The following is a 12,451-nucleotide window of genomic DNA, read 5'->3' as shown; positions in this document are numbered from 1 at the left end:
GATGTCCAGATGGACGAAAAGCTCTCCCGCGCAATCGATAAACGACGTGATGACCTCATTGCGTTGACGCAGGATCTTATTCGATTTCCAACGATAAACCCGCCGGGTGAGGCTTATACACCCTGTGCGGAGTATATCGCGCAGCGGTTGCAAAAGGTTGGCTTCGAGACGCAATTGATTCGCGCGGAAGGATCGCCCGGTGATACAGACCGATATCCGCGCACCAATGTCGTCGCACGTTTCGATGGCCGCACGCATGGCCAAACGGTACATTTCAATTCCCATATCGATGTCGTTGATACGGGTGATGGTTGGACCGTTGATCCATTTGGAGGAATCGTCAAGGATGGCAAGGTCTACGGCCGCGGCGCCTGCGACATGAAAGGTGGATTGGCAGCTTCAATCATTGCTGCCGAGGCTTTTCTGGAGGTCTACCCGGATTTTACCGGCGCCATCGAAATTTCAGGTACCGTTGACGAGGAATCCGGCGGATTTGGCGGCGTTGCTTATCTTGCCAGCAAAGGTTTTTTCTCAAAGCCCCGAGTTGACCATGTAATCATACCCGAGCCACTCAATAAGGATCGTATCTGTCTGGGCCATCGGGGCGTTTGGTGGGCGGAAATCGAAACCAAAGGAGAAATTGCTCACGGATCAATGCCCTTCCTTGGCGACTGTGCAGTTCGTCACATGGGTGCTGTGTTGGATGCATTCGAGAAGGATTTGTTTCCAGCCCTCGACCAAAAACAAACACGCATGCCCGTGGTGCCGGAAGGGGCGCGGCGATCCACCATGAATATCAATTCGGTTCATGGTGGGCAGACCGATGATTTTACGGGATTACCTTCGCCGAATGTGCCGGATTCCTGCCGATTGATCATAGACCGTCGCTTCCTTCTCGAAGAAGATATCAACGAGGTCAAGCGCGAGGTCACCTCCATTCTCGACCGCTTGAAATGGGAGCGGCCAAAGTTTCACTATAAAATTCGCGACATCATGGAAGTACAGCCATTGATGACCGAACGCGACGCTCCCGTGGTGTCTGCCGTCGCGCAAGGGATTAGATCGGTATTCGGTAAAGAGCCTGACTATGTGATCTCGCCCGGCACTTACGATCAAAAGCATATTGCACGCATTGGACTTTTGCATGATTGCATTGCTTATGGCCCCGGAATTCTCGATCTTGCACATCGACCGGATGAATATGTTGGAATTGAAGATATGATCGAGTCAGCCAAAGTCATGGCTCTTGGCTTGAAGATATTATTGTCCGGTTCGATTTAAGGGGAGACGTCGAATGAATATCTGGAAGTCATTTCTAATTGGCACAGCAATTGCGTTGCTTCCGGCGACAACATCCTTTGCGGCAAAGACTGATCTCGTGCTCGGCATAGTTCTGGAGCCACCCCATCTGGACCCTACAGCGGGAGCAGCGGCTGCTATCGATGAGATTGTATATGCAAACATATTCGAAGGCCTGACGCGGATTGGGCCAAAGGGTGATGTTTTACCTGCTCTGTCGGAGAGCTGGATTCTATCAGACGATGGCAAGGTCTATACGTTCAAGCTGCATAAAGATGTAAAATTTCATGACGGCACAGGCTTCGATGCGGAGGATGTAAAGTTTTCGCTCGACCGGGCGCGCGGTGACAAATCGACAAATGCCCAGAAAGGTCTCTTCGCTGCGATAGATACTGTCGAGACTGTAGATTCGCTGACAGTTAAAGTGACTTTAAAACAGCCCAGCGGTGATTTCCTCTATAATATGGCTTGGGGTGATGCGGTAATTGTCGCTCCGGAAAGCGCCGATACCAACAAGGACAAGCCGATAGGTACAGGTCCTTTCAAGTTGGAGAATTGGGAAAAAGGCTCGCAAATTGTTATTGCGAAAAATCCGGATTACTGGGGAACGCCTGCGAAGCTCGAAAAAGCAACATTCCGCATTATTCCCGATCCAGCAGCAGCAACGGCAGCTTTACTGGCCGGAGATGTACAGGCATTTCCGGTTTTCCCAAGCTATGAAACCATTGCACAGTTTCAGACTGATCCACGCTTCAAGGTAGTCATTGGCACCACTGAAGGCGAAACCGTCTTGGGGATGAATAACAAGAAACCGCCATTCGATAATGTAAACGTGCGGCAAGCCATTGCGCACGCCATCGACAGAAAGACAGTTATCGACGGCGCCATGTTCGGATTCGGCGCACCGATTGGTTCATTCTTTCCGCCGCATCACCCAGCTTATTTTGACCTGACGGCAGAGACAACCTATGATCCAGAGCTTGCCAAAAAGCTTCTGGCTGAGGCAGGCCATCCTAATGGCTTCAAGACGACGCTAAAACTGCCACCTCCTACCTATGCGCGGCGCGGCGGTGAAATTATTGCAGCAGAGCTACGTGAGATCGGTATTGATGCAGAAATCATCCCGGTCGAGTGGGCACAGTGGCTCGATCAGGTCTTTAAAAACAAAGATTATGACATGACGATCGTTTCTCACACTGAGCCGAACGATCTCAACATTTTTGCGCGCGATGACTATTATTTCAATTATGACAGCGCAACATTCAAAGAACTGATCAAGCAGATTGAAGCGACTTCCGATGGTCCAAAGCGTACAGAGCTTTACCAACAGGCGCAGAAGCTCCTTGCAGCCGACGAGCCAGCGGCATTTCTGTTTCAGTTGCCGAAAACTGGAATTTGGGATGCAAAGATTGAAGGTCTTTGGGAAAATGGGCCGATTCAAGCCAACGATCTTACTGCTGTCAAATGGATCGATTGAAATGCTAGGCAGCTTGAGCAAAGGAATCACATGCTGAGTTACGCGTCAAAACGCGTGTCGGTTGGCATAGTTACATTGCTCGCAGCATCAATCATTGTCTTTGCCGTTCTCGAAATTGTACCGGGTGATCCGGCGCGATTAATGCTGGGTATGAATGCCACCGAGGATGCTGTCCGCACCTTGCAGGAGCAGATGGGATTTAACCAGCCGCTGATTTCGCGGTATTTCAGTTGGCTTGGCGGCTTGCTCACAGGTGATTTTGGCAAGTCCTATACCTATTCAGTTCCCGTATTTGATCTTATCAAGGAAAGAGTGGCTGTTTCTTTGCCTCTGGCATTGATCTCATTAGCGCTTTCCACTGTTATTGCCATTCCGGTCGGTCTGTTTTCAGCGTCAAGACGTGGCAGCATTGCAGATACCGCCGCGATGGGAGCAGCACAAATCGGCATAGCGATTCCGAATTTCTGGTTCGCTCTCCTTCTTGTCTACGTATTCGCAGTTATGCTGCGTTTGTTGCCGGCTGGCGGATTTACAGGATGGGAGAATGGCCTTTGGCCAAGTATCAAATCTCTGATTTTGCCATCTATCGCGTTGGCCCTGCCTCAGGCTTCCATTCTTGCCCGGGTAACCCGTTCGTCTTTGCTCGACGTGCTCGGTGAAGATTACATCAGGACTGCCCGCGCTAAAGGACTATCCCGCCGCCGGGTGCTTTATCATCACGCTTTGCGCAACGCGCTAATACCGGTCCTGACAATTCTGGGCATGCAATTCTCCTTCCTGCTTGCCGGTACAATCATTGTTGAGAATGTCTTTTATCTCCCCGGCCTTGGACGGCTTGTATTCCAGGCTATTACCCAGCGGGATTTGATCGTTGTAGAAGGTGTTGTAATCCTTCTTGTTGCCACTGTGATCATCGTCAATCTGGTTGTCGATCTTGCTTATGCCATCGTCGATCCACGCTTGTGGAGCCGTAGATGAGCACCAGGGCAGACTTAAGGAACGTACTCACCAACAGATCATTTTTGATTGGTGCCATCATTACGTTGATTATAGCGATTATGGCAGGCCTCTCGTTCATGTGGACGCCCTACAACGTCTCCGCTTTAGATGTCGTAGCCAAATTAAAGCCACCGTCCATGACGCACTGGCTGGGCACGGATCATTTCGGCCGTGATATCCTCTCGATGATTATGGTCGGCAGCCGCGCGTCAATTCTGGTGGCATTTGTTTCAGTAGCAATTGGCGCGGGTATCGGCATTCCGCTAGGTCTTTGGGCTGCTGCCAGCGGTGGTGTTGTCGATGAAATTCTTATGCGCTTCAATGATCTTGTTTTTGCTTTCCCCGCTCTCCTGTCGGCAGTTATGATCACCGCAATATTTGGCCCCGGAGCAATCAACGCAATTATTGCTATCGGAATTTTCAACATCCCGGTTTTTGCGCGGGTTGCACGAGGTGCGGCCTTGTCACTTTGGGTGCGGGAGTTTGTTCTGGCGGCTCGTGCAATCGGCAAAGATGAGGGGCGCATAACCATAGACCATATCCTGCCAAACATGGCCAATGTCCTGATCATCCAAGGGACTATCCAGTTTTCACTTGGTATTCTCGCCGAAGCTGGTCTGTCCTATGTCGGTCTGGGCTCTCAGCCGCCCATGCCAAGCTGGGGACGCATGTTGTTCGAGGCACAAACGATGATCAGCCTTGCACCACACATGGCACTGTTTCCAGGGCTTGCCATCATGATGACTGTGCTTGGACTTAACCTGCTGGGTGATGGCTTGAGAGACCTTCTCGACCCGAAATTGCGGTACATGCGTTAGAAGAATAGTCCAGCCGCAAAGAAAATCAGGACCACTATCGCGAAGATTGCGGTTGTTGCCCGGAAGATATGAAGTGCATCTTCGATATTTTCCGATCCCGCATCGCGTCGCCCCGCACCATTCAACATCGGTTCATTGGCTATAACGCCACCATAGATACGTGGCCCCGCCAATGCCACATCGATTGCCCCAGCCATTGCAGCCTCCGGCCAACCCGCATTTGGCGATCTGTGCAGTCGGGCGTCCCGCATCATGACATCAAAGGATTGCTTTGCAGCACCATACCCATGAAAGGTCCACGCCGCGCTTGCGATCAACAGGCCGGTCAACCGTGCAGGTATCCAATTTGCAACATCATCAAGCTTTGCAGCAAAACGACCAAAATTACGATGGCGATCATTCAGGTGCCCGATCATTGAGTCAGCCGTATTCAGCATTTTATAAACGAACAGGCCCGGCAGACCCAGCAAGGCATACCAGAACGCCGGTGCAATGATGCCATCGGAAGTGTTCTCTGCAAGACTCTCAATTGCAGCACGGCTAATAGCAGATTCGTCGAGAACGTCCGGATCACGACCAACAATCATGGAAACGGCGCGCCGAGCCCCAATCAGTCCCTCTTCCCGCAATGCCCCCGCGACCCGCTCCACATGCTCGCCAAGGCTTTTCTGGGCTAAAAATACCGCTACGATAATAGCTTCGATAAGCCCACCAAACGGCGGAATTGTCCGTAGCGCGAGATGAACAAAGAACCCGGCGGCGGCAGACAGTAAAAGCAGTACGAGTATAGCCAGAAAGCCGTCACGCCGTCTCTGCTGGTCCGAATTGGTTGCTTTATTGAAGCGCTTGTCCACATATGAAATAGCTTTGCCAAACATAACGACAGGATGTGGAATTTTTTGCCATAGCCATTCTGGATCACCAAAATAGCGATCCGCCAGCAACGCAAGAAACAGGATCAAGAGATTGATTTCCATATAGATTCTATCCTGTTGAATCAAACATCAGCTTTGAACTGCGCTTATTGCGAGAACAAGGCGCTTATGCAAACGGCTGGCGGCGGACTCATCCAGCGGGAGTCCAAATCGTAGCCAGTGTGGTGCATAAGCAAATTTTCGTGTCAGGACATGTTTCTGGCAGAGTTCATCATGGAGTTTGTGAGCTTGCTCGAACTCAATGAGAGAAAATAGCATTGTCCCACCAATCTCAGTTAACTTTACCTCGGCTAGAACATCTGCAAGCAATTTGCGGCGAATCTTCAATCGAGACGTGTAATCGTCTAGTCGTTTCGCATCGGAAAAGGCATGAGCTGCAATGACCAGCGCCGGTCCCGATACAGCCCACGGACCAAGCCGTAGCTTTAATCGTTCAGCAGTTCCTTGACTGGTCAGAGCAAAGCCGAGACGCAAGCCACCAAGACCAAAGAACTTCCCGAATGACTTGAGAATAATAAGTCCGTCCATACCCGCATGGGCAGCCAGGCTTGTCTCTGGATGCGGGTCGGCGAACGCTTCATCGACAATGAGAAAACCACCTCTACCGTGCATCTTTCTAGCAAGATCGACCAAGCTTTCCACAGAAGTAATCCGCCCATCAGGATTGTTCGGATTAACAATCACCGCAACATTTGCCGATTCAGAAATTTCTTCGATGCTGGCACAATGCGAAACGTGCCATTTCGCCTGCTGGAATGAAAACGCATGCTCCTGATAGGTCGGACCAAGTATTGCCACCTCACCCACCGTCTTCAGTTCCGGCAATATCTGGATCAAAGCCTGAGTACCGGGCGCGGCAACAATGCCTGCCTCGCTTCCAACACCATAGTAGATTCTTGCCGCCTCAACTGTTGAGGCCAACAGCATCTGGTCCGGCAACCGATTCCAGATTGCCGTTGAGATCACGGGTAAGGGAAAGACCTCCGGGTTGATACCAGTCGAAAGATCAATCCAGTCTGCAGGCGGACCACCAAAATGCATCACAGCGCGGTCAAGCGCACCACCATGTTCAATCTGCATTACCCAACCAAATCAATTATGTGCATGTAAGAGCCACTGACCGAGCCTACGCGCAAGCCAACCTCTCCAAGATCCTCGCCCAACGCATCCCTAACGCGGAAGAGGCGTTTGGCCTCTCCCTCGCGTATAATACTGGCATAGTGAAACTCATGAGCAGTCAAAGGCGCGTTGAAGAGTGAGCCCTCGAGAGGTTCCAATCGGCGATAGCCCAAATGCATTTTCCGTTTCAAAAAGCTCGTTTCAACGGGCAAAAGGCCTAGCATCTTGTGCGTGATGCCTGCGGCATCTTCAATGCTTTCGCCCAAGACCATGTACCCGCCGCACTCACCATAGATTAACGTGCTTTTACTTGCTGCCTGAGCGATGCCTTTAGCAAAGCCACCCGCTGCAGCCAGTTGCCCCGCATAAAGCTCAGGATAACCACCGGGCAGATAGATCGCATCGCTATCAGCAGCAGGAGCTTCATCGGCAAGCGGGGAAAAGAAGTTGATCTCAGCGCCACGCCTGCGCCAACCATCAAGCAAATGGACATAAGAAAAAGCAAAAGCATTATCTCGCGCCACTGCTATTCTCTGCCCAAGCGGTGGGATACGCTTAATATTAGCCATGGATTCCGTCGAACCATACCGCCCTGCAATATCAAGGATGCCATGAATATCCACTCGTTCCGAAATCGTGGAAGCAGCACTTTCAATGAAACTCTCGAGGTCACGGTGTTCACCCGCTTGAACGAGACCGAGATGGCGCTCAGGCAATTGCAATTGTTCGCTTTTGGGCAACGAGCCAAGTATCGGGATGCCCACCGGGCTCAACGCAGAGCGCAGCATCATTTCATGGCGCGTGCTACCCACCCGATTAAGGATAAGTCCGGCAATCATGACATTTCGTCGAAAATTGCGGAAACCGCTGACGAGCGCTGCAATTGAATGTGATTGACGCGCGCAGTCGACAACAAGCACGATCGGCAAAGACAAATGGCTCGCCAGATCAGCTGCAGAGCCTTTCCCATCCAAAGCACCGTCAAACAGTCCCATCATCCCTTCAACGATCAGCGTTTTCTCGCCTTCAGTATGACGGGAAGCAAGTGCGCTAATCAAGTCGGGTCGCATCGCCCAAGGGTCAAGATTCAAACATGGAACGCCACTCGCAACCGTATGATAAGCTGGATCAATATAGTCGGGTCCTGCCTTCGCCGGCGCGATATTTACCCCAAGATTGCGTAATGCCCGCAACAGACCCAGCGTAACAGTGGTTTTTCCGCTGCCTGATGACGGCGCGGCGATCAGCAAACCTTTCATCCTGCGTCCTTTGCCCGCCGGGTACCTAACGGGTCCTGTTTAAGGACACGGCCTTCAAGAGCGCCCAGCCAATCCAACGCGCCGCGTAATCGCACAACCTGCCCGACAACCACGATAGCTGGCGGTTTAAGATTGGCTGCCGCCACATCGGACGCAGCTTTTTCAAGTGTCGTTTCCAGAACTTGTTGATGATCCGTGCTGGCGTTGCAAACAAATGCTACAGGCTCATCGTGCGAGCGGCCTGCATCCATCAAGCGGGAGGCGATAAGACCAATATGTTTCATGGCCATATACATGACGATGACAGCAGAGCCCTTTGCAATACTCTGCCAATCCATTGAATCTGGGACAAGGCCGGTTGCGTCATGCCCTGTCAGGAAGGTTACACTCTGGTTGGTTTCACGATGTGTTACCGGAATACCCGCATAGGCAAGACCACCGATGCCCGCGGTTATACCGGGCACGATCCGGAAAGGCACATTGTTTTCCATCAATGTCAGCGCCTCCTCGCCGCCTCTGCCAAACACGAATGGATCACCGCCCTTTAAGCGTAGTACCCGATTTCCTGCACGAGCGAGTTCTACAAGTCGCAAGGAGATATCGCGTTGCTGTGGCGACGGTTTGCCGCCACGTTTGCCAGCATACTCCAGAACTACGGAGGGATCGGCAAATGAAAGGCATTCTTCATTGACAAGCGCATCGTAGACAATGACATCGGCCTGTTCGAGCGCATTGACCGCATGTAATGTCAAAAGCCCTGGATCACCCGGCCCCGCTCCCACAAGCCAGACATGTCCGGCCTCAAATTTCGGTAACTTGTTTCGCTTTGCGCGCATTGCTTAACCCCGCTCATCTGCGCATAGCACAATTTTTCTGTCTGCAAGAATGCACCTGTCGGAAAAATCATGCAACGATTGCGCAAGCTGGTCTATAAGGTCGGAATGAATGAAGAGCCTGAGACAGCTTTGCGCAAACCACAGGAAGCGGATGGGCCACCATTGCGACGTGGCTGGACCACTGGCGCGTGTGCGACTGCGGCCACAAAAGCTGCCTTACTTGCCCTGATTACCGGTGAATTTCCCGATCCGGTCGCAATCATTCTGCCGAAAGGTGAAGTTCCGCATTTCCAGCTTGCCATAGAATCGATTGGAGAAGGTTATGCGATGGCGGGTATTGTCAAAGATGCCGGGGATGATCCTGATGTTACACATGGCGCGACCATAATCTCCACGGTGTTTCCGGCACCGCCGGGAAGCGGCATACAGTTTGTTGCTGGCGAAGGTGTCGGCACAGTTACCCTGCCCGGCCTCCCCATTCTTCCCGGCGAAGCTGCAATTAACCCCGTACCTCGAACGATGATGACGAAGGTTTGTGAAGAGATATGCGCACAGTATGATTTGCCCGCCGACTTGCTAATTGCAATATCAGTTCCCGAGGGTGAGGAACTGGCGAAGCAGACCTGGAACCCTCGCCTTGGTATTGTAGGGGGTATTTCCATATTGGGAACAACGGGAATAGTTCACCCCTTTTCGTGCGCGGCGTGGATACATTCCATCCATCGCGGCATTGATGTTTCCCGCGCGGCAGGATTGAAGCATGTACTCGCCGCGACTGGTTCGACATCTGAGGACGCAGCGCAGGCGATCTATGATCTGCCGGAGATCGCTCTTCTTGATATGGGCGACTTTGCTGGTGGGTTGCTCAAATATCTGCGTGTTCACCCAATCGACAAGCTCACAATTGCAGGCGGGTTTGCAAAACTGACAAAACTTGCGCAAGGCGCGCTTGATCTTCATTCGGGTCGCAGTCAAGTCAATATGGCTTTTTTAGCGGATGAAGCCGAAAGTCTCGGACTTGATGGGGCCGAGAGAAGTCGGATTCTAAATGCGAACACAGCTCAGGAAGTGCTTGAAATAACTCAGAGCCTTGAGATTGATCTGGCAAAGTCAATTGCCTTGAAAGCTAAACAGACTGCAATTCACACGCTGAAGGGCGCGCCAGTTGAAGTAGAGGTAATCGTGACTGATCGCAAAGGCATAGTGCTCGCCCGTGTCTGAACACATAATTCTCATTTTGGGCGGAACGGCGGAGTCATCGAAGCTTGCATCCCGGCTGCAAGCCCCAGATCGCCGTGTAATTTCATCGCTTGCCGGGAGAACTCTCGCACCGGCTGAAATCGAGGGTGAGGTTCGTGTGGGCGGGTTTGGAGGATCGAAGGGATTGGCTAATTATCTCAGCCTTGAGAAAATTACCCTGATGATCGATGCTACCCATCCCTTCGCCACGCAAATATCAGACAATGCAATTAATGCGGCAATTGCAGCAAATCTTCCGTTCGTGAGGCTTGAGCGTCCGCCTTGGCAGGCCAAGCCTGGTGACAAATGGACTTTAGTTGGCTCTTTGCAACAAGCGGCAGAAATTATTCCATCAAAGGCACGCGTCCTGCTGGCTCTCGGCAAACAGCATATCTCCGCATTTTCCGAGCGAAACAATGTGCTTTTCATTGTGCGTATGATCGACCCGCCGGAGACCCCTCTCGACCTTGTTGATTTCGAACTTGAACTGTCAAAACCTGGTACAGTCGAACGTGAAACTCATTTCCTTGATACTAAGAAGATCAGCCATATTGTCTGCCGTAATTCTGGCGGAAAGGCTTCCTACGCGAAGATCCGGGCGGCGCGAGATCTGGGCATTCCAGTCATTATGGTTGAACGGCCGCTTCGTCCTAAAATCCATACGTTACCGGACATAGAAAGCGTTACTCACTTTGTCGAAGAAACACTGAACTTACTCTGAGCCGGAGCGCAATGTGTGGCTATGGCTCTTGTGATAAAGCGCGGAATCTCTGAACCCGTCAGCCGACAATCCTCGCCCGACGAAAATCATTGCGGATCGGGTCAAACCGGAATCTGCGACCTTGCTCGCAATATCCGCAAGCGTTCCGTGAAGAAATTGTTCATCCGGCCACCCTACCCGGTAGGCAATAATGACGGGACAATCCGCGCCGTAAAGCGGCGAAAGTTCTTCCTCGATGCGCTTCAGATTACGGATCGACAGATGGATCACCAGTGTGGCACCAGACTTACCCAGCGTTGACAGCTCCTCACCTTCCGGCATGGCGGACGATTTCATGGATGTGCGCGTAAGGATAATGGTCTGGCATATTTCTGGAACTGTGAGTTCCTTTTTAAGCACAGCAGCGGCAGCAGCAAATGCAGGTACTCCCGGTGTCACATCATATTCAATGCCAAGCGCATCAAGACGACGCATTTGCTCGGCCATGGCTCCATAAATCGAAGGATCACCGGAATGAACACGAGCCACATCTTTGCCTTGTGCATGCGCCATCTCAAACTCAGCAATAATCTGGTCAAGATTCAGCGATGACGTATCAACGACTCGCGCGCCTTCCGGCACCTCTGCAACCATCTCCGGCGGAACCAGCGAACCTGCATAAAGACAAACGGGACAAGACTGAATAAGCTTCAATCCCCGCACTGTTATAAGATCCGGTGAACCGGGACCCGCACCAATAAAATGAACAATCATCGAAACTCGCTATGGATTCGTGTCACAAACCGCAAGTGCTGCAGTGGCATGAGCTGATTTTGTTTTCCCGACAATAAGACGTGAGCCAAGGCCCGCGCCTGCCAGAGCTGCCGCTTCTGCCACACCATGACACCCGACAAGCGCAAAAACCCTTTTGGAAGGGTTCAGCAGACGTGGCGTCATGGCCTCAAGTGTAGTTGCGTCAAATGTTCGTAAAGGAACACCAAGACTAGCGGCTACACCGCCTATGGCTGGCTCATCCCTGCGTTGGTCTATGGTGAACACACCAGTCAGCTGCGAATGGTCCTGAACAACCTCACTCAAGACCTGTTCCACGAGAACGAGCAACTCGGATGGAGCGCATCCCAGCTCGCAGCCAAGGCCAAGGGAATAGACCGTAACCATCAATGAGGCTTGTGCAGTTCTTCCGGAGTAACGCCCAACATCTCTGCTGTTTTTCGGATAAGGTTGGCTTCCTTGGGATCAAGCTCATTATCCGCGTTGGCAATCGTCAGAAGATGGCGCAACAATTGCACCTTACGCTCAAAAGGAACATCGGCGAAGGCTAGAGCTGCCTGACTGCTCGTTGTCTCGTAACCGAAGTCTTTCAAATACTCAGCAACTTCGCCAAACTCATCAGGTGAAATACCAAAATCTGTCGATGCGATGCGCATAATCGCAGCATATTCTGCCTTTTCTGTTTTTCCATCAGCCAAGGCTACATGCAAGAGCAGCAAAAGCTCTGCTGTCAACACCGGATCATCCGCCACTTTCTGTACAGCACTTTTCGTGCCCAGAAATGCTGTAATCCGATCAAAAATGCTCTCGCTCATTGTGCCCCCAAAGTGATTTACCTGATTGATTGCAGCGCAATCCCTCAAATTCAAGTGCGCAAACAACACAGCAGCGGGTTATTCGTCCCGCTGGGGGAAAACCTTGCGCAAAACCACTCGCCAAACAACGAAATCCAACTATTGTCCGCGTCGTTCCAACGAG

At 51.7% G+C, this 12,451-nt stretch carries 13 protein-coding genes; 6 read left to right on the top strand and 7 right to left on the bottom strand.

The features are described from left to right. Nucleotides 1-9: 9 nt before the first annotated feature. Genes ABKW30_RS14280 through ABKW30_RS14265 form a run of 4 tightly spaced genes read left to right on the top strand, consistent with a single transcriptional unit; the run spans nucleotide 10 to nucleotide 4,593 of the window. On the top strand, nucleotides 10-1,281 hold the full coding sequence (locus ABKW30_RS14280) for an acetylornithine deacetylase/succinyl-diaminopimelate desuccinylase family protein (protein ID WP_348599578.1): 1,272 nt from the start codon (nucleotides 10-12) through the stop codon (nucleotides 1,279-1,281). Between the two features lie 13 nt (nucleotides 1,282-1,294). Then, complete coding sequence (locus ABKW30_RS14275) at nucleotides 1,295-2,776, top strand: ABC transporter substrate-binding protein (RefSeq protein WP_348599577.1); 1,482 nt, start codon at nucleotides 1,295-1,297, stop codon at nucleotides 2,774-2,776. A 30-nt stretch (nucleotides 2,777-2,806) separates the two neighbouring features. Beyond that, nucleotides 2,807-3,754 carry an ABC transporter permease gene (locus ABKW30_RS14270; protein ID WP_348599576.1) on the top strand — a complete coding sequence of 316 codons (948 nt, stop codon included), beginning with the start codon at nucleotides 2,807-2,809 and terminating at the stop codon, nucleotides 3,752-3,754. Further along, entirely contained in the window at nucleotides 3,751-4,593 is an 843-nt protein-coding gene (locus tag ABKW30_RS14265) for an ABC transporter permease (protein ID WP_348599575.1), read from the top strand. The genes ABKW30_RS14270 and ABKW30_RS14265 overlap by 4 nt, the downstream gene beginning before the upstream one ends. On the opposite strand, the gene cbiB is transcribed toward ABKW30_RS14265, so the two are convergent. From cbiB to cobA, 4 genes are read right to left on the bottom strand one after another with little or no spacing between them, the layout of a single operon-like run. Continuing rightward, nucleotides 4,590-5,570, bottom strand: a complete 981-nt coding sequence (cbiB, locus tag ABKW30_RS14260) for an adenosylcobinamide-phosphate synthase CbiB (protein ID WP_348599574.1) — start codon at nucleotides 5,568-5,570, stop codon at nucleotides 4,590-4,592. The two genes, ABKW30_RS14265 and cbiB, sit on opposite strands and share 4 nt — an antisense overlap. 27 nt (nucleotides 5,571-5,597) lie before the next feature. Beyond that, entirely contained in the window at nucleotides 5,598-6,608 is a 1,011-nt protein-coding gene (gene cobD / locus ABKW30_RS14255; protein WP_348599573.1) for a threonine-phosphate decarboxylase CobD, read from the bottom strand. Next, entirely contained in the window at nucleotides 6,608-7,906 is a 1,299-nt protein-coding gene (locus ABKW30_RS14250; protein ID WP_348599572.1) for a cobyrinate a,c-diamide synthase, read from the bottom strand. Before ABKW30_RS14250 ends, cobD begins: the two co-directional genes overlap by 1 nt. Next, entirely contained in the window at nucleotides 7,903-8,742 is an 840-nt protein-coding gene (gene cobA, locus ABKW30_RS14245; RefSeq protein WP_348599571.1) for a uroporphyrinogen-III C-methyltransferase, read from the bottom strand. The genes ABKW30_RS14250 and cobA overlap by 4 nt, the downstream gene beginning before the upstream one ends. A 105-nt stretch (nucleotides 8,743-8,847) precedes the next feature. Here cobA and ABKW30_RS14240 point away from each other — a divergent pair, with 105 nt between their 5' ends. Then, the gene (locus tag ABKW30_RS14240; RefSeq protein ID WP_348599807.1) at nucleotides 8,848-9,963 is read left to right on the top strand and encodes a cobalt-precorrin-5B (C(1))-methyltransferase; all 1,116 of its coding nucleotides are present in this window, start codon (nucleotides 8,848-8,850) and stop codon (nucleotides 9,961-9,963) included. Further along, complete coding sequence (locus tag ABKW30_RS14235) at nucleotides 9,956-10,702, top strand: cobalt-precorrin-6A reductase (RefSeq protein ID WP_348599570.1); 747 nt, start codon at nucleotides 9,956-9,958, stop codon at nucleotides 10,700-10,702. The genes ABKW30_RS14240 and ABKW30_RS14235 overlap by 8 nt, the downstream gene beginning before the upstream one ends. Here ABKW30_RS14235 and cobM read toward each other — a convergent pair. The 3 genes from cobM to ABKW30_RS14220 are packed head-to-tail and all read right to left on the bottom strand — an operon-like array spanning nucleotide 10,694 to nucleotide 12,288. Then, on the bottom strand, nucleotides 10,694-11,455 hold the full coding sequence (gene cobM, locus ABKW30_RS14230; protein ID WP_348599569.1) for a precorrin-4 C(11)-methyltransferase: 762 nt from the start codon (nucleotides 11,453-11,455) through the stop codon (nucleotides 10,694-10,696). The genes ABKW30_RS14235 and cobM overlap by 9 nt on opposite strands. A 9-nt stretch (nucleotides 11,456-11,464) precedes the next feature. After that, nucleotides 11,465-11,860 (bottom strand): cobalamin biosynthesis protein, encoded by a 396-nt coding sequence (locus ABKW30_RS14225; RefSeq protein ID WP_348599568.1) that lies wholly within the window; start codon nucleotides 11,858-11,860, stop codon nucleotides 11,465-11,467. Next, nucleotides 11,860-12,288: a TerB family tellurite resistance protein gene (locus ABKW30_RS14220; protein WP_008123468.1), complete on the bottom strand. Its 429-nt coding sequence runs from the start codon at nucleotides 12,286-12,288 to the stop codon at nucleotides 11,860-11,862. Before ABKW30_RS14220 ends, ABKW30_RS14225 begins: the two co-directional genes overlap by 1 nt. Nucleotides 12,289-12,451: the final 163 nt, after the last annotated feature.

The sequence above is a fragment of the Phyllobacterium sp. SB3 genome (assembly GCF_040009165.1).
Taxonomy (GTDB): domain Bacteria; phylum Pseudomonadota; class Alphaproteobacteria; order Rhizobiales; family Rhizobiaceae; genus Phyllobacterium.
The sequence above is the reverse complement of the archived record's forward strand: the minus strand, read 5'-3'. Positions and strand labels throughout refer to the sequence as shown.